The sequence below is a fragment of the Streptomyces sp. NBC_01508 genome (assembly GCF_045040315.1).
Taxonomy (GTDB): domain Bacteria; phylum Actinomycetota; class Actinomycetes; order Streptomycetales; family Streptomycetaceae; genus Streptomyces.
This window is the reverse complement of the sequence record NZ_CP109419.1, coordinates 4,627,229-4,646,293: the sequence shown is the minus strand read 5'-3', so window position 1 is coordinate 4,646,293 and position 19,065 is coordinate 4,627,229. Positions and strand designations below refer to the sequence as shown.

24 protein-coding genes and 3 pseudogenes are annotated in these 19,065 nt (G+C 68.2%); 18 read left to right on the top strand and 9 right to left on the bottom strand.

All coding sequences use genetic code 11. The features are described from left to right. Nucleotides 1–7 precede the first annotated feature (7 nt). From OG700_RS21580 to OG700_RS21570, 3 genes are all read left to right on the top strand, one after another. Nucleotides 8–778: a response regulator transcription factor gene (locus tag OG700_RS21580; RefSeq protein ID WP_405615978.1), complete on the top strand. Its 771-nt coding sequence runs from the start codon at nucleotides 8–10 to the stop codon at nucleotides 776–778. After that, a complete protein-coding gene (locus OG700_RS21575) occupies nucleotides 775–2,208 on the top strand; it encodes a sensor histidine kinase (protein ID WP_405615976.1) in 1,434 nt (477 codons plus the stop codon). Before OG700_RS21580 ends, OG700_RS21575 begins: the two co-directional genes overlap by 4 nt. A gap of 199 nt (nucleotides 2,209–2,407) precedes the next feature. Continuing rightward, complete coding sequence (locus OG700_RS21570; RefSeq protein WP_405615974.1) at nucleotides 2,408–2,761, top strand: hypothetical protein; 354 nt, start codon at nucleotides 2,408–2,410, stop codon at nucleotides 2,759–2,761. A gap of 369 nt (nucleotides 2,762–3,130) precedes the next feature. Here the strand turns inward: OG700_RS21570 and OG700_RS21565 are convergent, their stop codons facing one another. The 6 genes and pseudogenes from OG700_RS21565 to OG700_RS21540 form a co-directional block, all read right to left on the bottom strand. After that, on the bottom strand, nucleotides 3,131–3,562 hold the full coding sequence (locus OG700_RS21565; RefSeq protein ID WP_405615972.1) for a hypothetical protein: 432 nt from the start codon (nucleotides 3,560–3,562) through the stop codon (nucleotides 3,131–3,133). Between the two features lie 129 nt (nucleotides 3,563–3,691). Next, entirely contained in the window at nucleotides 3,692–3,916 is a 225-nt protein-coding gene (locus OG700_RS21560) for a hypothetical protein (protein WP_405615970.1), read from the bottom strand. Nucleotides 3,917–4,094: 178 nt separating this feature from the next. Continuing rightward, nucleotides 4,095–4,466, bottom strand: coding sequence for a hypothetical protein (locus OG700_RS21555; RefSeq protein WP_405615968.1), 372 nt, complete (start codon nucleotides 4,464–4,466; stop codon nucleotides 4,095–4,097). Between the two features lie 295 nt (nucleotides 4,467–4,761). Next, nucleotides 4,762–5,612: pseudogene (locus OG700_RS21550) on the bottom strand (hypothetical protein). 116 nt (nucleotides 5,613–5,728) lie between these two features. Then, nucleotides 5,729–5,923 carry a DUF397 domain-containing protein gene (locus OG700_RS21545; RefSeq protein WP_405615966.1) on the bottom strand — a complete coding sequence of 65 codons (195 nt, stop codon included), beginning with the start codon at nucleotides 5,921–5,923 and terminating at the stop codon, nucleotides 5,729–5,731. A 13-nt stretch (nucleotides 5,924–5,936) separates the two neighbouring features. After that, the gene (locus OG700_RS21540; RefSeq protein ID WP_405615964.1) at nucleotides 5,937–6,788 is read right to left on the bottom strand and encodes a Scr1 family TA system antitoxin-like transcriptional regulator; all 852 of its coding nucleotides are present in this window, start codon (nucleotides 6,786–6,788) and stop codon (nucleotides 5,937–5,939) included. A 158-nt stretch (nucleotides 6,789–6,946) separates the two neighbouring features. On the opposite strand from OG700_RS21540, the gene OG700_RS21535 reads away from it, so the two are divergent. From OG700_RS21535 to OG700_RS21480, 12 genes and pseudogenes are all read left to right on the top strand, one after another. Then, a complete protein-coding gene (locus tag OG700_RS21535) occupies nucleotides 6,947–7,408 on the top strand; it encodes an ATP-binding protein (RefSeq protein WP_405615962.1) in 462 nt (153 codons plus the stop codon). A 175-nt stretch (nucleotides 7,409–7,583) separates the two neighbouring features. After that, a complete protein-coding gene (locus tag OG700_RS21530; protein ID WP_405615960.1) occupies nucleotides 7,584–7,841 on the top strand; it encodes a hypothetical protein in 258 nt (85 codons plus the stop codon). Between the two features lie 9 nt (nucleotides 7,842–7,850). After that, nucleotides 7,851–7,967 (top strand): annotated as a pseudogene (locus OG700_RS21525) (His/Gly/Thr/Pro-type tRNA ligase C-terminal domain-containing protein); the annotation flags it as partial. 49 nt (nucleotides 7,968–8,016) lie between these two features. Continuing rightward, nucleotides 8,017–8,154 (top strand): hypothetical protein, encoded by a 138-nt coding sequence (locus tag OG700_RS21520; RefSeq protein WP_405622276.1) that lies wholly within the window; start codon nucleotides 8,017–8,019, stop codon nucleotides 8,152–8,154. An 88-nt stretch (nucleotides 8,155–8,242) separates the two neighbouring features. Further along, complete coding sequence (locus OG700_RS21515) at nucleotides 8,243–8,776, top strand: sigma-70 family RNA polymerase sigma factor (RefSeq protein WP_405615958.1); 534 nt, start codon at nucleotides 8,243–8,245, stop codon at nucleotides 8,774–8,776. A gap of 1 nt (nucleotide 8,777) precedes the next feature. After that, on the top strand, nucleotides 8,778–9,407 hold the full coding sequence (locus tag OG700_RS21510) for a hypothetical protein (protein WP_405615956.1): 630 nt from the start codon (nucleotides 8,778–8,780) through the stop codon (nucleotides 9,405–9,407). Between the two features lie 253 nt (nucleotides 9,408–9,660). After that, nucleotides 9,661–10,260 carry a hypothetical protein gene (locus OG700_RS21505; RefSeq protein WP_405615954.1) on the top strand — a complete coding sequence of 200 codons (600 nt, stop codon included), beginning with the start codon at nucleotides 9,661–9,663 and terminating at the stop codon, nucleotides 10,258–10,260. Between the two features lie 423 nt (nucleotides 10,261–10,683). Further along, nucleotides 10,684–11,361 carry a hypothetical protein gene (locus tag OG700_RS21500; protein WP_405615952.1) on the top strand — a complete coding sequence of 226 codons (678 nt, stop codon included), beginning with the start codon at nucleotides 10,684–10,686 and terminating at the stop codon, nucleotides 11,359–11,361. A 24-nt stretch (nucleotides 11,362–11,385) separates the two neighbouring features. Further along, nucleotides 11,386–12,162, top strand: coding sequence for a hypothetical protein (locus tag OG700_RS21495; protein WP_405615950.1), 777 nt, complete (start codon nucleotides 11,386–11,388; stop codon nucleotides 12,160–12,162). Between the two features lie 88 nt (nucleotides 12,163–12,250). Then, a complete protein-coding gene (locus OG700_RS21490; protein ID WP_405615948.1) occupies nucleotides 12,251–12,940 on the top strand; it encodes a hypothetical protein in 690 nt (229 codons plus the stop codon). 90 nt (nucleotides 12,941–13,030) lie between these two features. After that, nucleotides 13,031–13,747 carry a hypothetical protein gene (locus OG700_RS21485; RefSeq protein WP_405615946.1) on the top strand — a complete coding sequence of 239 codons (717 nt, stop codon included), beginning with the start codon at nucleotides 13,031–13,033 and terminating at the stop codon, nucleotides 13,745–13,747. A 178-nt stretch (nucleotides 13,748–13,925) separates the two neighbouring features. Next, on the top strand, nucleotides 13,926–14,525 hold the full coding sequence (locus tag OG700_RS21480) for a hypothetical protein (protein ID WP_405615944.1): 600 nt from the start codon (nucleotides 13,926–13,928) through the stop codon (nucleotides 14,523–14,525). A 229-nt stretch (nucleotides 14,526–14,754) separates the two neighbouring features. On the opposite strand, the gene OG700_RS21475 is transcribed toward OG700_RS21480, so the two are convergent. Beyond that, nucleotides 14,755–15,954 (bottom strand): hypothetical protein, encoded by a 1,200-nt coding sequence (locus tag OG700_RS21475; RefSeq protein ID WP_405615942.1) that lies wholly within the window; start codon nucleotides 15,952–15,954, stop codon nucleotides 14,755–14,757. A gap of 73 nt (nucleotides 15,955–16,027) precedes the next feature. Here OG700_RS21475 and OG700_RS21470 point away from each other — a divergent pair. After that, nucleotides 16,028–16,186, top strand: a pseudogene (locus OG700_RS21470) (nuclear transport factor 2 family protein); the annotation flags it as partial. Between the two features lie 107 nt (nucleotides 16,187–16,293). Here OG700_RS21470 and OG700_RS21465 read toward each other — a convergent pair. Continuing rightward, the gene (locus OG700_RS21465; protein ID WP_405615940.1) at nucleotides 16,294–16,677 is read right to left on the bottom strand and encodes a VOC family protein; all 384 of its coding nucleotides are present in this window, start codon (nucleotides 16,675–16,677) and stop codon (nucleotides 16,294–16,296) included. 85 nt (nucleotides 16,678–16,762) lie between these two features. On the opposite strand from OG700_RS21465, the gene OG700_RS21460 reads away from it, so the two are divergent. Both OG700_RS21460 and OG700_RS21455 read left to right on the top strand, forming a co-directional pair. Then, the gene (locus tag OG700_RS21460; RefSeq protein ID WP_405615938.1) at nucleotides 16,763–17,299 is read left to right on the top strand and encodes a VOC family protein; all 537 of its coding nucleotides are present in this window, start codon (nucleotides 16,763–16,765) and stop codon (nucleotides 17,297–17,299) included. Then, nucleotides 17,292–18,113 (top strand): MerR family transcriptional regulator, encoded by an 822-nt coding sequence (locus OG700_RS21455; protein ID WP_405615936.1) that lies wholly within the window; start codon nucleotides 17,292–17,294, stop codon nucleotides 18,111–18,113. The genes OG700_RS21460 and OG700_RS21455 overlap by 8 nt, the downstream gene beginning before the upstream one ends. 131 nt (nucleotides 18,114–18,244) lie before the next feature. On the opposite strand, the gene OG700_RS21450 is transcribed toward OG700_RS21455, so the two are convergent. Next, on the bottom strand, nucleotides 18,245–18,997 hold the full coding sequence (locus tag OG700_RS21450; protein WP_405615934.1) for a GNAT family N-acetyltransferase: 753 nt from the start codon (nucleotides 18,995–18,997) through the stop codon (nucleotides 18,245–18,247). Nucleotides 18,998–19,065: the final 68 nt, after the last annotated feature.

Below are 19,065 nucleotides of genomic sequence, written 5' to 3'. Positions count from 1 at the left end.
CGACGACATGAGCCCCGCCGAAGGCGATCCGCAACGCGTCCTGATCGTCGACGACGAGCCCGCCGTCCGTGAGGCGCTTCAGCGCAGTCTCGCCTTCGACGGGTACGACACCGAGGTCGCCGTCGACGGTGTCGACGCGCTCACCAAGGTCGCCGTCTACCAGCCCGACCTGATCGTGCTCGACATCCAGATGCCGCGCATGGACGGGCTGACGGCGGCCCGGCGGCTGCGCGCCGGCGGATCGACCGTGCCCATCCTGATGCTCACGGCACGCGACACGGTCGGCGACCGGGTCACCGGGCTCGACGCGGGCGCCGACGACTATCTGGTGAAGCCCTTCGAGCTGGACGAGTTGTTCGCCCGGATCCGCGCGCTGCTGCGCCGCAGTTCGTACACGGGGTCGGCGGGCGGCGAGCTGCCCGAGGACGACATCCTGGCCTTCGCCGATCTGCGGATGGACCTGGCGACGCGCGAGGTCACGCGAGGCACGCGCCGGGTGGAGCTGACCCGTACCGAATTCACCCTCCTTGAGATGTTTCTGGCCCACCCGCGTCAGGTGCTGACGCGCGAGCAGATCCTGAAGGCCGTCTGGGGCTTCGACTTCGAACCCAGCTCCAACTCCCTGGACGTGTACGTGATGTATCTGCGGCGCAAGACGGAGAGCGGCGGCGAGCCGCGGCTGGTCCACACGGTGCGCGGGGTGGGTTACGCGCTGCGCGCCGACGGCGGTCCGGGCTCCGCGACCGCCGGGCACGGCGGGCACGGCGGCGCGGAGTGACCTCTCTCGTCCATCGACTGCGTACGCTGCCGCTCCGCTCCCGGCTCGCGATGCTCGTCGCCACCACGGTCGCCGTGGCCGTGGCGGCGGCGGCGGTCGCCTGCTGGCTGCTGACCCGCGCCCAGTTGGAGGCCGAGCTGGACAACTCGCTGCGCAGCGTCTCGGCGCCCCAGAACCTGGTGCAGGAGACGCTGGCCCGCTGCGCGACGGGCGAGGCTCCCCCGGAGACCGTCAACGCGCCGTTCGCGTACATCCAGATCGTCGGCAGCGACGGCAGCCGGTGCGTGGACGCCTCCTCACAGCCGGTGAAGGTCCAGTCCTCCGACATCGCCGTCGCACGCGGCACGGAGTCCAGCACCCTGCACAGCTCCACCACCGACGACGGCGCCCCGGTGCGTGTCCGCACCGCGCGGGTGCGCATCGGCCCGGGCGGCGGGCAGTTCGCCGTCTCCGTCTCGCGCCCCCTCAGCGAGATCGACACCTCGCTGAACCGGCTCGCCCTGCTGCTGCTGGCCGTCGCCGGCGCCGGCGTCGTCGGGGCGGGCGCCGCCGGGCTCTGGGTCGCCAGGACCGGCCTGCGGCCGGTCGACGGACTGACCCGCGCGGTCGAACATGTCGCGCGGACCGAGGACTTGGGGCTGCGCATCCCGGCGGAGGGCGAGGACGAGATCGCCCGCCTCTCCCGCTCCTTCAACTCCATGACGGCGGCGCTCGCCTCGTCACGCGACCGCCAGGCGCAGCTCATCGCCGACGCGGGGCACGAGTTGCGTACCCCGCTGACCTCGCTGCGTACGAACGTCGAACTGCTCGCCCGCAGCGACGAGACCGGCCGCGCGATCCCCCCGGAGGACCGCAGGGCGCTGATGGCGTCGGTGAAGGCGCAGATGACGGAGCTGGCCTCGCTGATCGGCGACCTCCAGGAACTGTCCCGGCCGGACGCCCCCGATCCCGGCCCCCTCCAGGTCGTCGCGCTGCACACGATCGTGGAGAGCGCCCTGGAACGCGCCCGGCTGCGCGGGCCGGACCTGACGATAGAGGTGACGCTGCGGCCCTGGTACGTACGGGCCGAACCGGCCGCGCTGGAGCGGGCGTTGGTCAACGTCCTGGACAACGCGGTGAAGTTCAGCCCGCCGGGCGCGGCCATCGAGGTCGCGCTCAGCGCGTACGGCGAGTTGACGGTACGGGACCACGGCCCCGGCATCCCGGCGGAGGAACTGCCGCACGTCTTCGAACGCTTCTGGCGCTCCCCCTCGGCGCGTGCGCTGCCGGGCTCGGGCCTTGGCCTGTCGATCGTGGCACGCACGGTGCAGCAGACGGGCGGCGTGATCGCGCTGCGCCCGGCGGCGGGCGGCGGCACGGTGGCCGCGATCCGCATCCCGGGCGCCGCGACGCCCCCGCCGTCCGGCGGGGCGGGTGCGTCGAGAGCCTGAGCGCCGCTGCCCGTGCCCTCCTCGCGCCGCTGCCCGGCGTCGTGTTGCCGCTGTGAGCTTCCCCGACGCGCCGCCCGACGCCGCCCTGGTGCCCATATGCGGGGCGGCCCCCGGTGAGCCGGGGGCCGCCCCCCGTACGAACACCCTCGCAGACGGGTGACATAATTGTCCTACCGACCACGGGCCGAGCGGAGGGGTGGTGGAAGTGCGCCGGGAGCATCCGCGTGCCGAGCGACTGACCGAAGGACTGACCGTCGCCGTGGCGTCGGTCCTCTCGATCGGCCTGCTCGCCGGTCCGGCGGTCATCTTCGGCACGACCGTCTGGCACCTGGTCACCGACACCGGCACCACCGCGTTCAGCCGGCTCCCGGCGCCGGTGATCTTCCTTGCCCTTGTGGCGCTGCCCCTCGTCCTGGCCGGCCGGGTGTTCCGCTCGCGCCTGCGCAAGGGCGGAGAGCGGCTGACCGCGGCGGTCCCGGCGGTGCTGACGCTGCTCGGCGCGTCCGTTGTGCCGTTCACGGCTCTGTGCCTGCTGTTCGTGTACGCGGACTGACCTCGGACCGACCTCGACCTCGGACCGACCTCGACCTCGGGCTACGGCGGTCCGCCGTCAACTCGCCCTTCGCGCCCCAAGGTTCCGCCGCGGCTGCTTCCTCAGATACTCCGGTTCCTTGATGTACATCGCGCCCAGCGCGGAGAGCGGACACAGCGCACCGCCGTACCCGACGATGGCTCAGCGCCCGCTGTCGAGTGACTGGCCGGGAACCGGTCGCTAAACCGCGGATCTATCTCGTAGGTAAGAGCCGACCCTAGAGAGGCGAGGTTGCCGTGAACGGCGGGGATCGCGGGCAGCTCGTCGGAGGCGTACTCGGCCGCCCCGACCAGCACGACGTGGGACAAGTCGCCGTCCGGATAACAGAGTTCAGCCATCCGAGGCTGCCGGACGCCGCTCCATGTCGGCCACCTGCCGCAGCAGAGCCTCCGGGTCCCGGGCGCCCCGCACATCGGCCTCCACGCTCCGGCCGTTCTCCGCGGTGACGGTGACCTTGACGTCCGAGCGCCGCCCCTGGATGAGCCACGACACAACCGAACGCGCGAGGATGCCCGCGGCGCCACCGGATCCGACCGCGACGGTGATCACGTCCAGGGCGGCGCCCATGGCCCCCGGCACCGGGGCCGGGGCCGCACCCCGCAGAGCCACCACACCGCGAAGCGCGTCCACCTCACGCAACCACGCGTACAGACAGGCAAGTTGGTCATGGCCGACAGCGCCGCCCGGCGCGTTGCCCGGGTCGCAGCCCTGGGCGACGACCGACAGCCGTAACGCCGTGTCCCGCGAATCGAGGTCACTCATGGCGGCATCGTGCCAGGCGCGGAACGGCGAATGAGACGAAATCCGAGACTTCCACCCTTCCCCGGAGCCCGCCGCGCGACGCGGCACGCGACGCGCGGCGGATCTACCGGTCAGGGTTACCGGGTGGGGCTACTTGCCGCCGCCCCCGCCGCCCCCACTTCCGCCGCTCGGGGCGGGCTCGCGCGGCGCCTCGGGGGGCATGGGACCTCCGTCGTGCTTGCCGCCATCGGCCTTCGCCGGGACCACCGCGGTGCCGCCGCGCATGTCACGCGGGTGCCGGAACGGAACGCCCCGCCAGTCCTCGGCGTCCGGCGGTCGCGTCTCATACCTGTCGACGGTCGTCTGTGCGCTCACGCGCCGACCTCCTCTTTCGCGAAGGGCCGCGCCGCCGTAACGTCGACGGCGTGACCGGTGTACCGCGAGGGCGCAAGCCCTGCGGATTGGTCATCCGCCCCGACCACTTGACCTGTCCAGGGTTCTCACGGGTCGGGGCGGACGCTTTGATGGAGCGTCGGGCTGGGCTTCGCCTTCGTCAGCCGAGCGGCAGCGACGCGTGGCCCACGTCGAAGACCAGATACGGCCGTACGGTCCACTCGATCCACCGCCCGCCACTACTGAGCGAGAACCCGCACGGCTCCCCCCGATACAGCGCCGCGACGGCCCCGACGGACCCGCCGTACCCCGTCCAACTCAGCGCCCTCTCACGCTCGACGGGCGCGAGCCTGTCCGTGAGCGCACGCACATCGACGCGGATGGCGTGGACGGCCTCGGCCGGAGTGGGCATCGAGCAACGCGAGATGTGGGTGTGGGCGCGGGCGCGGCTGTCGGGTTCGAACGACTCGTACACGACCCGCTCACACCAGAAGGCGGCGAGCGGTGGGCCAGGTTGACGCGGTTGACGCATGCCGGGACCTCCTGCGTACGGCGGCGGCAGCCGCCCCCTGCTCGTAGCCGGCGTGACGAGCGGCGAGCAGGAGGCGGCCCTTGCAACGACCCCCAACTGGCGCAGAAGCAGGGGCCGATGAGCCGACGCTAGCGTTTGATACTCACCCGTATCAAGAGTGTTACTCCTAATGAGTGATACGAAAAATACTAATGGGTGGTCCCACCTGTCTCGGTGGGACCACCCGTCGTAAACACGCTGCGCGTCAGGCGAAGTTGTCGAACTCGCCTTCCTTGGCGCCGTCGAGGAACCGCTCTCAGTCCGTCTGAAGCCCCGCCAGGATCCGCTCGACCGCACGGCGGGCCGGCTCCGGCAGCGGATCAGCGGCGTCGGCGTGGCGGCCCACGATCTTCGAGCAGAAGAACAGCCGCATCAGCAGACCGTCCCGCGACTCCAAGTCCTCGCGCCGTTCACGCCGTACGCGCTCGGCCAGCTCCGGTACGGCCAGGGAATTGCCCCACAGAGAGGCGGCGTCCAAGCCGCGCGGCGCTGTCCCCCAGTCCTCCCAGTCGAAGAGACAGAACTGCGGAGCGGTCACATTCGCCCAGTTCATGTCGGCGTGCGCCACCGTCCACTGGTTGATCCGCGCGTCCGTCGCGCCGAATGCGCTGATGATCGCCTCGGTGACACGGGTCTGGGTGACGGTGACCGTATCCGGGGTCGCCATACGAGTGGCGTGCTGAACGGCAAGCGCGTCCAGCGAGCGGTTGAACTCCGCCCACCAACTCTCCGGCAGCCCCGGATCCCCGATCAGCGCCCCGCCCGCCTTCACCGGGGCGTCGGGAAGCAACTCCGTCTCATCCGCGCGCCACATCACCGGCTCCATACCGTCCCGCCAGGCCACACCGGCCCACCACTCCGGTTTCACGACCCCGTCAAGCACGGATGCGGGTTCGGTGCCGTTGCAGCCCTGCCCGCTGATCCGTTCAACAGGGCGGCGCTCCACCCGCACCCACGTGTCGCGGTCGCCCCGCCCTCCGACCGGCGTTTACGCACCACCGTGCTTCGGTCCAGCCGGATCCCCAAGGATCGCTCCACCCGGTCGAGCACTTGATCAACAGGGACTTCGCGAAGGTCGACGGAGGCGGGCAACGGAAAGGCCGTTATGACCGCAATGTGCCACGAGCCGACTGCCGGCCAGGCCCCATCCGGCGCGACGCGCGAACAACGGGCGGCCCCCACCTGCGCCGGTGGGGAACCGCCCGTTGTGAACGCGTCGCGCGTCAGGCGAGGTTGTCGAACTCGCCCTCCTTGGCACCTTCGAGGAAGGCGCGGAGCTTGACGCGGGTGGTGTGAATGACCACGCCAGGGTGGTCGCTCTCGCGCATCAGGATCTCGCCGCCGTGCTCTGCCAGTTCAAGGCAGGCGTCAGCCTCGTCGTCGGCGGACTTCGATGACTTACGCCACTGAATTTCCATCACTCTCACGCCTTCATAGTTGCTGTGCAATTGCGCGGATGAAGTCCCGCGAACTATCAGGGTCAAGCGAGCACTGCTCGGTGCGGTCAAGCACTGCCCGCCAGTTCGCGAGCGGTGTCTCCGCATCCAGGAAGGCCGACCCGGTCGGGGTATCCGTCTGGACAGTGTCGAGTTGCGGCACCACGCCATATAGGTACTGGCTCGAACTACCGGCGTTCGGGAAGCCGCCTGCCGCGAAAGGGATCGCGCGAATCGTGACGTTGTCCCGATAGGACTCCTTCAGCAGGTAGTCGAGCTGGCCGCGGGCGACCTCGACTCCGCCGTACACCATCCGCAGCGCCGCCTCGTGAATCAGGAACGTGCACGCCGGTGGATTGTCGCGGTCAAGTACATCCCGACGCTTCAGTCGATGCGAAAGCCGTCGCCGCAGCCGCGCGGGACTGGGCGCCGGCACAGCTCCCTCGTAGACCGCGCGGACGTAGTCCTCGGTCTGAAGAACACCAGGCACATGCATGATCTGCACGGATCGAATACCGGCGGCATGGTGCTCCAACTCCGCCAAGTCCAAGGCCTTGTTGACCAACTCGTTGCGGTACTCCTCCCACCAGCCCTGACCGCGCTCGGCGGCCATGTCGGCGAGTGCGTCGACGTAGGACACGTCGGGACACTGGTAGGCGTTGGCCCACGTACGTACTCGCTCAGCGCTCACACCGAATCTCGCCGACTCGGTGTTGCTGATGGTGGTGCGGTCAGTGCCGACTATCTCGGCGCCCTCGGCGATGTTGTAACCCGCACGCTCTCGCATCTTGCGCAGCTCGGTACCCAGTCGGCGCTGACGTGCCGTAGGCGCTTTCCTCGGTGGCATCGACCTCTCCATCTTGTCGGGTCTCAGTGTGTCCCGCGCCCCAACCGTAGTTCAACAGTCACTTTAATGCTGCTTAGATGTACCACTAATGAGACAGTGCGCTACGGTACTCACACCACTCGGCAACCGAGCGCAGCCGAACGCGGAGAGAAGGCGCCATGACCACCCCCACCGCCACCCCAACTCCCGTACCGCCCCCGCCCCCTCAGGGCGGTGAGACCTACCGACTCGCCGTGCCCAACACGGCCGCCGCGCCCAGAATCGCGCGGGACTTCCTCGGCACGCTCCTCCGCGTCAGTAGGCATGACGCCCTGGCCGACGACGCCCGCCTCTGTGTAACGGAGTTGGTCACGAACGCACACCGGCATACACGAACTCACCGGATCGGGGTGACCGTTGCCGTCAACCGGAAGCGGATCACCGTGTACGTGAGTGACGAGGCGCCCTGGTCCCTGCCCGTACCCAACACCCTCCCCACCGTCCACGAACTCGGCTGCGGACAGGGCGTGTTCCTGCTGGACCGCGTCGCCGAGACGTGGGGGTCGACCATCTACGGGGGCCTCTCCCCCAGCCACAAGGCCGTCTGGTTCACCCTGGCCAGGAACGACACACCGGCATGACCCACCTCGCCGGCCCCCACCCGCCACTGTGGGACTTCGCGATCCCGGCCGTCTGCCTCGGGCTGCTTGCCGGTTCGATCGTTTTCACGTCCACTCCACGGAGGTCCAAGCCGCCGAAATCGCCGGCGCCCCGCGATCCCGCCGACACGTCCAGGCCGGGAGCGAAGCCCCCTTCGTGAGTTTCGCCCAGGGCGACCGAGTTCCGCTCCAGACCCCGGCGTTCGAGCGTCTTGACGTGCTCACCGGTAAGTGCGGCGACGAGGGCGACAAGCTCATCTTCAAGATCCGCCGGCACGGCGACCACGAGGCGAGCGGTGAGGCGGATCTCGCCTTGCGATACGACCTCACGGTCCCCCTCGCCCGCGCCTCGGCGGCAAGGACTCACCGGCGTGTGGCGGCTCCCTGGGCATCGAACGCATCCTGCCCCTGCTGACGCGGGCAGATGAAATGGGCCAGTGATCAAGAAGCCCGATTCTGCGTGATTCATGGGGCGAATGAGTGCGAGGCGGGTACGGTCACGCTGCGGGACATGGACAGCGGCGAACAGACCCAAGTCCCTCTCGCGGCGGTGTGCACCATCCAGTTGACGGACCTGGATGCGTTTGACGATGCCCGATTCGAGGCTTGCCTCCGACGCCGCCGGCAGCTGGTATCGAGTTCTCCTGGCCGGCGGCTTCCTCGTCGCCGTTCCGTTCTTCGTGGCCGCCGCCTCCGCCCGAGTGGCGGAGGCGGCCAACTCGCCCTGATCCCGGCCCGGTCCGTACCCGTAGCCGAATACGCGTGAACGTTTCGCCGTGCTTCTCCGTCATAGTGAAAAGAGAGGGAGGACCGCGGATGGCGGCATGGCGCAGAGTCAGACAGGCCGGCTCGGACGCACGGTCGTCACCCCGCTCCGAGGACGCTTCCATTCGCGCGGTCCTCGCCCTGGGCGGGGTGCCCTGGACCGAACTCGACGACGGGGTGCAGCAGGTCAGGTTGAGGCTTCTGGAGGCGGAGGCGGACCCGGCGCGGGAGGAGATCCGTAATCCGGCGGCCTGGCAGTCGGTCGTGGCTTCCCGTGTCGCCGCCGACTGGCACCGGTCGCGCTCCAGGGACGAGGGGCTGCGGAAACGGCTTGCCGCGCGCTGGGCCCGGGACGATTCGGTTCGCCACCCGCAGGCGGACCGAGCCCTTGCCTTGTCCGTCGCGGATGCACTGGAACGCCTGGACGCGGCTCATCGGCAGGTCTTGACGTTGCGCTTCTACACAGACTTGACGGTGCGTCAAATCGCGCGCCAACTCGACATCCCGGAAGGCACGGTGAAGAGCCGGCTTCACACGGCCACCTCGGCTTTGAAATCGACGCTGCGCGACATGGAGGTGATCTGAGATGCCAGATTTGACGGACTCCGAGGAAGATCGGCTTCGCCGGGCTCTGGCCGTGATCGGCGAAGAGGCCGGACGGGGCGATCCCGTCAAGGGGCCGGTTCGCCCGCGCGCCTCCCGACGTCGCAGGGGAATCGGCATCGGCGCGCTCGTCGCAGCCGTGGCCGCGGGCATCGGCCTGCTGACCTTGACGCTGGGCAATCCGAACACCGCCTCACCGGGCGGCGGCGACCGTGCGGCTCCGGACGCAGGGGGTGCCGGGAGCGGCCAGGGCCAGACACTGCTGGAGTGGGTCGCCTGCGGGCGGACCATCGCGGTCGGCGACGTGATGGCTGTGAGCCCTTCCGGGCAGGACGGCCGACTGACGGTGACGTTCGCCGTGCGGGACTGGATCAAACCCTCCCAGGGCGAGCGCGAGATCGAACTCGACGTCGTCGACCCGGCAGAGGCGCGCGTACGTGAGCCGTGGCGCGTCGGCCAGCATCTGCTCATCGTGGTCCCGCAACGCCGTGACCTGGAGACGGACACGTTCGCCGGGGCCGAACTCGCGGACAATCAGGCAGATATCGAGGAGGCGCTTCCCGAGGCCGAGCGGACGCCGTGCCCGACCGTCTGGCGGGCGGAGCAGAACTGATCGTTTTTGTCCGTTGACGACGGACCGTCAAGTCGTATGTAGTGAACCTGTGCTGACTCGGGGGAGCCACACCACGACTTGTCTACTTGCCGCCAGTCACGTGTGCGCAGTGCAGAACGTCCGTGGTTTTCGCCGAGCAGGTTCTTGACCAACTCAGCGAACGGCGAGGTTGAACGTGTTCGGAAAAGACAAGAGACGAGACGACGGCTCGGGCGACACCGCGGCGCGTAGATCGCCCGTCAGGCGCGCCGCCGTGCCCGCCGTGACCGTGGCCGCCCTGCTGGTCGCCACCGGCGTCGCCTGGGCGGCGGCCACCGACAACATGGTTCCCACGAACAACTACAACAAGGGTTGCAGTGTAGGGAACGCCAACGAGGCGGTCGTCTGTCAGACGGACAACGCGCAGGTCACGTACTACATGGACAGCGGCGGCAGCAACGCGCTGGAGACCGTCGACAAGAACGTCGTGCAGAAGATGATGAGTTCGGAGTACGCGCCGACGGATCTCTCGATCAGCTACGACTCGACGCCCACCTGGAGCGGCAGCGGCGAGACCGACATCTACTACGCGGAAGCGACAGTACCCGGCGGCTCCAGCGGCGTCGCCTGGTGCAACGACGACAGCAGTACCTACCGGTGCGACCAGACGTACATCCGCATCGAAGGCGGCGGCGAGTACACCCATGGTATGACCTGTCACGAAACGGGCCACGCCGTGGGCCTTCTGCACGGAAACAACGCCTCGCCCAAACTGTCGAGGACGAACAGCGCACTTGGCTGCATGCGGACGCCGACGCCGTCCTCCCTCACTCTCGGATCGAACAACAGAGAAAACATCAACGGCCTCTACTGACCGCGAACGGAGGAATGGACAAACGTGAAAACGAACATGAAGAGAACACTGCGTATCGCCGCCATGACAGGTGCCGTCGCCACCGCACTCGTGGCCACCGGACTTCATCCCCGCCCCCGCCCAGAAAGCATGTAGTAGGCAGATGCCTTTCGTTCCCCTTTGGGAGGGGAACGAACGCGTATCACAGTCACCCGGCGATCTCGAGGGGTTCTTGCCTATTCGCACCGCTCCGAGGCAGATCCCGGTCCCAAATGTCTCTTGACGACGCCTCATCAGGTCGTATGTAGTGATCCCGTGTTGGCTCGGGGGAGACACACACCACACCTTGTCTTCTTAGCCGCCAGTCACGTGGGCGCGGGACAGAGTGTCGTGGCTTCGCCGAGCAGATGATCTTTCTCAGCTCTGCGAACGGCGAGGTTGAACATGTTCGGCAAAGACAAGAAACAAGTCGACGGCTCGGGCGACACCGCGGTGCGCAAGTCGCTCGTCAGGCGCGTCGCCGTACCCACCGTGACCGTGGGTGCCCTACTGGTCGCCACCGGCGTCGCCTGGTCGGCGGCCACCGACAACCTGGTCCCCACCATCAACTACAACAAGGCGTGCTACAAGGGCGTCGCCGGTGACGCGGGCGTCTGCCAGACGGACAACGCGCAGGTCACGTACTACATGGACAGCGGCGGCAGCAACGCGCTGGAGACCGTCGACAAGAACGTCGTGCAGAAGATGATGAGTTCGGAGTACGCGCCGACGGATCTCTCGATCAGCTACGACTCGACGCCCACCTGGAGCGGCAGCGGCGAGACCGACATCTACTACGCGGAAGCGGCAGTGCCTGGCAGCTACGTCGGTGCCGCCTGGTGCAACGACCCCAGCAGCACCTACCGGTGCGACCAGACCTACATCCGCATCGAAGGCGGCGGCCAGTACACCACTGGTCGCAGCTGTCACGAAACGGGTCACGCCGTGGGCCTTGTGCACGGAGCCGAATCCGCGCCCAGGCTGTCCCAGACCAGCAGCGCGCTCGGCTGCATGCAGACGCCGTCGAAATCCGGACTGCCGCTCGGACCGAACAACAAAGAGAACATCAACAGCATCTACTGACCACGAACCGAGAGTTGGACGAACGTGAAGAACGCACTGCGTATCGCCGCCATGACAGGTGCCGTCGCCGCCGCACTCGTGGCCACCGGACTGGGCGCCCAGGACTCGGACACTGTCCAGGCCGCCGCATCCGACAAGGGCAAGGGCAAAAGCAACGACATCATCCTCGCGCACGGAAGCGACCGGCTGCCCAACACCACCGCATCGGACTGGACCACCTACGCCGAACACGTCGTTTCCGTAACCCCGGTCGCCGAGTCGGAAATACCACCGACCCCGGAAGAGATCGAACGTGGCGAAGGGATAATCCTGCGCAACGTACAACTGCGCGTGGACAGAGTCGTGTGGTCCAAGGAAAACGTCAGCCGGCCCGCACCGACATCCTTCGACTGGACGGCCTACGGCTGGGCATTCACCGGCACCGACACCTCCCAGCGGGTGAAAATGGCCGGCGAGGACGAACCACGCCTCGAATCCGGCCACAGCTACCTCATGGCCATCGACTGGCAAGAACCCCGATGCAGCCCCGGCGACGCACCCGTACCCGGCCAGTGGCGAGGCCTCGGCGTGGACTCCACCATTCCCTTCGACAATCAAGTGATCGGCGAAGGCGAAATGGAGGGAAAGCCCCAGTCCGCCAAAAAGGTACTCGCGACCCTGGGCATCGAAGAACCGGACTTGAGCCTTGAGGACAAGATGACCGGCAAGGACACCGCCGCCCTCGACAAGGCCCTCGACACCGCCCCGCCCCAGACCGAAGAGCAGTTCGGCCCCGACCCGGCCGAGACGACATGTAAGTAGGCAGCAAGCCTTCCACGGTGACCGCCCGGAGCACAAATTCCGAGCGGTCACCGACCCTTACCCAACTCAGCGAACGGCGAGGTTGAACGTGTTCGGAAAAGACAAGAGACAAGTCGACGGCTCGGGCGACGGCTCGGGCGACACCGCGGCGCGTAAATCGCCCGTCAGGCGCGCCGCCGTGCCCGCCGTGACCGTGGCCGCCCTGCTGGTCGCCACCGGCGTCGCCTGGGCGGCGGCCACCGACAACATGGTTCCCACGAACAACTACAACAAGGGTTGCAGTGTAGGGAGCGCCAACGAGGCGGTCGTCTGTCAGACGGACAACGCACAGGTCACGTACTACATGGACAGCGGCGGCAGCAACGCGCTGGAGACCGTCGACAAGAACATCGTGCAGAAGATGATGAGTTCGGAGTACGCGCCGACGGATCTCTCGATCAGCTACGACTCGACGCCCACCTGGAGCGGAAGCGGCGAGACCGACATCTACTACGCGGAAGCGACAGTACCCGGCAGCCTCACCGGCATCGCCTGGTGCAACGACGACAGCAGTACCTACCGGTGCGACCAGACGTACATCCGCATCGAAGGCGGCGGCGAGTACACCCATGGTATGACCTGTCACGAAACGGGCCACGCCGTGGGCCTTCTGCACGGAAACAACGCCTCGCCCAAACTGTCGAAGACGAACAGCGCACTTGGCTGCATGCGGACGCCGACGCCGTCCTCCCTCACTCTCGGATCGAACAACAGAGAAAACATCAACGGCCTCTACTGACCGCGAACGGAGGAATGGACAAACGTGAAAACGAACATGAAGAGAACACTGCGTATCGCCGCCATGACAGGTGCCGTCGCCACCGCACTCGTGGCCACCGGGCTGGCCGCCCATGGCTCGGACTCCGTCCGGGCCACCACACCCGACAAACGAAAAGCCAACGACATCATCCTCGCGCACGGAAGCGACCGGCTGCCCAACACCACCGCATCGGACTGGACCACCTACGCCGAACACGTCGTTTCCGTAACCCCGGTCGCCGAGTCGGAAATACCACCGACCCCGGAAGAGATCGAACGTGGCGAAGGGATAATCCTGCGCAACGTACAACTGCGCGTGGACAGAGTCGTGTGGTCCAAGGAAAACGTCAGCCGGCCCGCACCGACATCCTTCGACTGGACGGCCTACGGCTGGGCATTCACCGGCACCGACACCTCCCAGCGGGTGAAAATGGCCGGCGAGGACGAACCACGCCTCGAATCCGGCCACAGCTACCTCATGGCCATCGACTGGCAAGAACCCCGATGCAGCCCCGGCGACGCACCCGTACCCGGCCAGTGGCGAGGCCTCGGCGTGGACTCCACCATTCCCTTCGACAATCAAGTGATCGGCGAAGGCGAAATGGAGGGAAAGCCCCAGTCCGCCAAAAAGGTACTCGCGACCCTGGGCATCGAAGAACCGGACTTGAGCCTTGAGGACAAGATGACCGGCAAGGACACCGCCGCCCTCGACAAGGCCCTCGACACCGCCCCGCCCCAGACCGAAGAGCAGTTCGGCCCCGACCCGGCCGAGACGACATGTAAGTAGGCAGCAAGCCTTCCACGGTGACCGCCCGGAGCACAAATTCCGAGCGGTCACCGACCCTTACCCAACTCAGCGAACGGCGAGGTTGAACGTGTTCGGAAAAGACAAGAGACAAGTCGACGGCTCAGGCGACGGCTCGGGCGACACCGCGGCGCGTAAATCGCCCATCAGGCGCGCCGCCGTGCCCGCCGTGACCGTGGCCGCCCTGCTGGTCGCCACCGGCGTCGCCTGGGCGGCGGCCACCGACAACCTCACCCCCACGAACAACTACAACAAGGCGTGCCGCAAAGGCAACGCCGAAAGTGGGGGCGTCTGCCAGACGGACAACGCACAGGTCACGTACTACATGGACAGCGGCGGCAGCAACGCGCTGGAGACCGTCGACAAGAACATCGTGCAGAAGATGCTGAGCGCGCAGTACGCGCCGACGGACCTCTCGATCAGCTACGACTCGACACCCACATGGGACGGAGGCAGCGAGACCGATATCTACTACGCGGAAGCGGCAGTGCCTGGCAACTTCGCCGGCGCCACCTGGTGCAACGACCCCAGCAGTACCTACGGCTGCGACCAGACGTACATCCGCATCGAAGGCGGCGGCTGGTACACCCCTGGTAACAGCTGCCACGAAACGGGTCACGCCGTAGGCCTTCTGCACGGAGCCAACGCCTCGCCCAAACTGTCGCAGACCAACAACGCACTCGGCTGCATGAAGACACCTGTGCCCTACTCCGAACCGCTCGGATCGAACAACAAAGAGAACATCAACGGCCGCTACTGACCGCGAACGGAGGAAGCGACGAGGCGCGCACGGGCAGCGGGCCACCACGGATCTCCCAGGAGATCACCTGTCCGCGAGCGCCGTCAGGCTCGGGCGCGAGGTCGACGCAGTGCAGGTTGCCGCCGCCGGATCCGCCGCCGTGTCCAGTTGGCCGCTCATGTCATGTGCGGCGAGGTGGCCGGCGATGTCGGACACGATCAACCAGGAGTGGCCTGGGGCGTTCCGGCCGTCAGAGGTGGCGAAGTGCCGCGGCCTCGTCGCCGAATCCCACGACGAGCCGGCCGTTGGCGGCGGTCACCGTGTGGACGGGCATCGGGAACAGCAGTTCCCGTCCGGCCTGTTGGAAGGTGGTCAGATCCCAGACCCGCACAGTTCCACACAGGGTCGGGTAGCTCCTTCCCCGCCGTCCGCCGGTGATCAGGTGGGGCCGTCCGTCGATCACCATCGTGGTTGTCGTCCGAATCCTGTCGGTGTCGCCCGTCAGGGTGCCAACCTCTTGACCTTCCGTCAGGTCCCATATGGATACGGCGTCATCGTCACCGGGATGCTCGTCGGGGGCGCCGGCCGTGATCGCGTGCGGGCGCCCGTCGATCACCGCGGTGGCCACGGCGCTGATGGGGTCCTCGGTGTCGGTGATCAGTTCGCGTACGGTCTCGCCCGTACTCAGGTCCCAGACCAGTACGCCCCACTTCTCGCTGCCGGTGACCGCGTGGGGACGTTCGTCGATCACGGTGGTGGCCACCAGTCGGACATGGTCACTGTGATCGGTGAACGGCTCGCCCACCTGCCGGCCGGTGGTCAGGTCCCACACGCGGGCGGTCTCGTCCTCCCCGACGGTCACGGCGTGCGGGCGACCGTCGACCAACGCCGTCGCCACCCCGTTCACTTCGCCGTCGTGGCCGGTGAGAGGCTCGCCCGCCGGTTCACCCGTGGCCAGGTCCCAGACCCGTACCGCCCCGTCCATGTCGCCGGTCACCGCGTGCGGACGCCCGTCGACCACGGTGGTCGCCACCGCAAGCACGTCGTCCTCGTGGCCGGTGAGAGATTCACCCGCCGGTTCACCCGTGGCCAGGTCCCAGAGCCGTACCAACTCGTCCGGGCCGCCGACGACCGCGTGCGGACGCCCGTCGATCACCGTGGTCGCCGCCGCGAACTCCACGTCCTCGGAGCGCAGCGAGTGGGCGAGGCGGGAAGGCCCGGTGGCCCATTCCACTCGCCACTCGGCGTCGGGCTCGCCCTCCACCGGGCTCGCGAAGAGACGGTCGGAAAGCTCCCTGTCTCCGCGCCGCGCCGCGTCCAGGGCGAGCAGTTGCCGACGCGTGACGGGATCGGTGTGGGCATGGGCGAGAGACTGCGGGTCGGTCGACTCGGCATCAGCCGTGGCAGGTTCACTTCTTGAAGTGGCGCTTTGGGTTGCGTGATCAGTCATGGTCGGCACGGTATCCGGCGCCTCTGACAGTGAGTACCGACGTCACGGGTGGCGTGATCGGACGCTCAGCGCCTTCCTCACCAACGCGATGGTCGTCGTCTTCACCGACTCCACGATGACGGCCGGGGGCGAGTCCCAACAGCTGCGCTACGCCGACGTGTTGATCAAGCGCGACGGGGCGTGGGCGTTCCAGACGATGATCCAGGGCGGCTGGGGCGACAACCTCCGCTGATCCGAACGGGAGTGCGGGGGGCCAGGAACGCCGTCAGGACGTACGCGGTCAGGTACGGAGTCGTACGGGGTTCAGGTACAGGGTGAGGGTACGGGTCAGGTACGGGGCTACAGGGGCCGGATCCGGGCGCGCAGGAGGCAGAACTCGTTGCCTTCCGGGTCTGCCAGGCAGTGCCAGCTCTCCATGCCGGTCTGGCCGACTTCGACGGGCCTGGCGCCGAGCGCCAACAGCCGCTCCAGCTCGGCGTCCTGGTCGCGGTCGGTGGCGTTGACGTCGATGTGCAGGGGGAGCTTCCCGGGCCGCGGGTCGCCGCTGGGGCTGAGGACGAGGGTGGGCTGCGGGCCGCCGAAGCCGGCGCCGGGTGGCCCGATCTCGATGCTTCCGTCGTCCTCCCGGCCGAGTTCGACGTACCCGAGAACCTCGCTCCAGAAGATGGCGAGCCGTTCGGGATCGGCGACGTCGATGACCAGCTCACTGATGCGGCATGCCATGGCCGTCAGTGTAGGTGGACGGCTTGAGAGGCAGGCAGAACCGGGACTTGACCCTCACGTGGCGTGAGGCTGGAAGGTGAGGTGCATGAGCGACCACTACAACGCGTTCGAGACGAGCCCCGTGCCCACTCCCGGCCCGGACGCGGTTCCGCCGGAGCCGTTCCGGGGCATCTACGGAATGCCCGCTTTCGTGACGATTCCCACCAGCGATATGGACACGTCGGTGGACTTCTGGACTCGTGGACTCGGGTTCTTCGAGCTGTTCGGCATCCCCGGCAGGCTGGTGCATCTGCGCCGGTGGGCGTTCCAGGACGTACTCCTCGTCCAGGCGGCGAGCGTTCCGGAGCAGGCACCGGCGATGAGCTTCAGTTTCGCGGGCGTACTCAGCCAGGTCGACTCCCTCGTCGAGAACTGCCGTACGTTGCGCCCGAACTCGGTCGACGGTCCACGGGACACCCCCTGGAACACCCGCGATGTGGAGGTGATCACCCCCGAGAACGCACGGGTCGTCTTCACCGCGGCGAAGCCCTTCGACCCGGCCAGTCAGGAGGCGCGGAACCTCGAAGGCATCGGGATCACCGCACCGGACGCCGTTCGCGGCGACAATGCGGAGCATGCCTGATGCCACTGACGCCGACGCCGATGGCCCGACCGATGGCCTGACCGTCGGCCAGGTCGCGGCGCGGCTGGGCGTGACCGTCCGCGCCCTGCACCACTGGGACGAGATCGGCCTGGCGCGACCGTCGTTGCGCACGGCCGCCGGATACCGGCTCTACACCGCCGGTGATCTGGAACGCCTGCACCGCGTCGTCATCCACCGCGAGCTCGGTCTCGGCCTGGACAGGATCCGGGCCGTCCTGGACGACTCGGCCGCGGACGTGCCCGGGGCACTGCGCGCGCAGCGCACGCGGGTCGCCGAACGGATCGACCGCCTCCAGCGGCTCGGCGCCGGACTGGACCGGATGATCGACGCCCACGATCGTGGCCTGCTGCTGACCGTCGAGCAGCAGACCGCGGTCTTCGGCCCCCGGTGGGACCCCGACTGGCCCGCGCAAGCCCGTCAGCGCTACGGGGACACGAAGCAATGGGCGCAGTACGCCGAACGCTCGGCCTCTCGCGGTCCGGAGGAATGGCGGGCCGTCGCCGAAGCCGTCGCCGGCCTCGACCGCGCCCTCGGGGACGCGATGGACGCGGGCGTCACACCTGGCAGCCCGGAGGCGCGTCAACTCGTCGAGCGGCACCGCGAAATCTTCGCCTCGTACTTTCCCCTCACCAGGCAGATGCAGGTCTGTCTCGGCCGCACGTACGAGGCCGATCCGGGTTTCGCCGCCCACTACGACGGCATCCGCGCCGGCCTCGCCACGTGGTTGCGCCGCGTCATCGACACCGACGCACGTGCCCACGGCATCGACCCCGACACCGCGACGTGGCAGTAGAAAGTGCCTCTGGCGTGCGCGGAGGTTCAGGTCCCACACACGGGTGTCGCCAGAAGCGACCCACCATTCGATGGTCAGTCATACGAAAGGCCGTAACCGCCCACGGCGACAGCCCAGTTGGCCCTCACCGGTCACGCTTCACACGCTGTCCAGATCCAGCCGAGCGGGACGAGTCCCAGACCCCGGGCGACCGACTGGGACGCGTGGTTGGCGGCGGTGGTGCTGTAGAAGAGCACGTCCTTTTGCCGGAGTTGGCGCCGGCGCCGGGACCAGGCGGTCACGACGGCCGGGGCGAGGCGTCGGCCGCGGAAGTCGGGGCGGGTCCAGACGCCCGCCTCGGCGGCGGTGCCGTTCGACGCGGGGGTGTGGCAGATCGACACCGGGGACTCGTCGTGCACCGCCATCGCCCACTCACCGATACGTCCTTCGATCAGCTCGGACCACTCACCGGGCTGCCAGTTGTCGGGCCGGACCAGTCGCCGGGCCGCGGCTCTCCCCTCGGCGGTGGAGACGATGACGGGCAGCGGAACGGGCCGGGGCGGGGCGAGTTGGGGCGGGAAGACGTAGGACGGGCCGCCCTCTACGGACACCGGCCGGTCGCCGAGGGACGCTGTCAGGCGGAGCAGCGCGGCAGGGGGCTCGCCGGGGGTGTACTTCTGGTGGTCGCCGTCATCAACGCCGCCCGGGTGCGCGATGCCTGATGCGAGGGCCAGCAGGCGCGCTCGGGGCGACCAGGCCCACACGGCGAGTGCCGTCGCGCCCTTCGCGAGCGTCTGCGGGTGGCGGTCGCCCTGGTACTCGTACGGGTCCGGATCGAGGCCGTGGATGACGTCGACCTCCAGGGCCAGCAGCCGCCCGTCGTCCCGCCCGTCGTCCCTGATCATGCCGCGATGCTAGCTTCGCGTTCGGCTCGGCTTCACCGGGTTTTCTGGAGAGGGGCAAGGGAGATGGG

Excerpts from the sequence above, each read along its gene's own strand:
- OG700_RS21540 (WP_405615964.1), bottom strand. The coding sequence starts at position 6,788 with ATGCCACCGAGGAAAGCGCCTACGGCACGTCAGCGCCGACTGGGTACC.
- OG700_RS21510 (WP_405615956.1), top strand. The coding sequence starts at position 8,778 with ATGCCAGATTTGACGGACTCCGAGGAAGATCGGCTTCGCCGGGCTCTG.
- OG700_RS21455 (WP_405615936.1), top strand. The coding sequence starts at position 17,292 with ATGCCTGATGCCACTGACGCCGACGCCGATGGCCCGACCGATGGCCTG.
- OG700_RS21475 (WP_405615942.1), bottom strand. The coding sequence starts at position 15,954 with ATGACTGATCACGCAACCCAAAGCGCCACTTCAAGAAGTGAACCTGCC.
- OG700_RS21565 (WP_405615972.1), bottom strand. The coding sequence starts at position 3,562 with ATGAGTGACCTCGATTCGCGGGACACGGCGTTACGGCTGTCGGTCGTC.
- OG700_RS21580 (WP_405615978.1), top strand. The coding sequence starts at position 8 with ATGAGCCCCGCCGAAGGCGATCCGCAACGCGTCCTGATCGTCGACGAC.
- OG700_RS21535 (WP_405615962.1), top strand. The coding sequence starts at position 6,947 with ATGACCACCCCCACCGCCACCCCAACTCCCGTACCGCCCCCGCCCCCT.
- OG700_RS21555 (WP_405615968.1), bottom strand. The coding sequence starts at position 4,466 with ATGCGTCAACCGCGTCAACCTGGCCCACCGCTCGCCGCCTTCTGGTGT.
- OG700_RS21465 (WP_405615940.1), bottom strand. The coding sequence starts at position 16,677 with ATGGCATGCCGCATCAGTGAGCTGGTCATCGACGTCGCCGATCCCGAA.
- OG700_RS21460 (WP_405615938.1), top strand. The coding sequence starts at position 16,763 with ATGAGCGACCACTACAACGCGTTCGAGACGAGCCCCGTGCCCACTCCC.
- OG700_RS21545 (WP_405615966.1), bottom strand. The coding sequence starts at position 5,923 with ATGGAAATTCAGTGGCGTAAGTCATCGAAGTCCGCCGACGACGAGGCT.
- OG700_RS21450 (WP_405615934.1), bottom strand. The coding sequence starts at position 18,997 with ATGATCAGGGACGACGGGCGGGACGACGGGCGGCTGCTGGCCCTGGAG.
- OG700_RS21520 (WP_405622276.1), top strand. The coding sequence starts at position 8,017 with ATGCCCGATTCGAGGCTTGCCTCCGACGCCGCCGGCAGCTGGTATCGA.
- OG700_RS21500 (WP_405615952.1), top strand. The coding sequence starts at position 10,684 with ATGTTCGGCAAAGACAAGAAACAAGTCGACGGCTCGGGCGACACCGCG.
- OG700_RS21515 (WP_405615958.1), top strand. The coding sequence starts at position 8,243 with ATGGCGGCATGGCGCAGAGTCAGACAGGCCGGCTCGGACGCACGGTCG.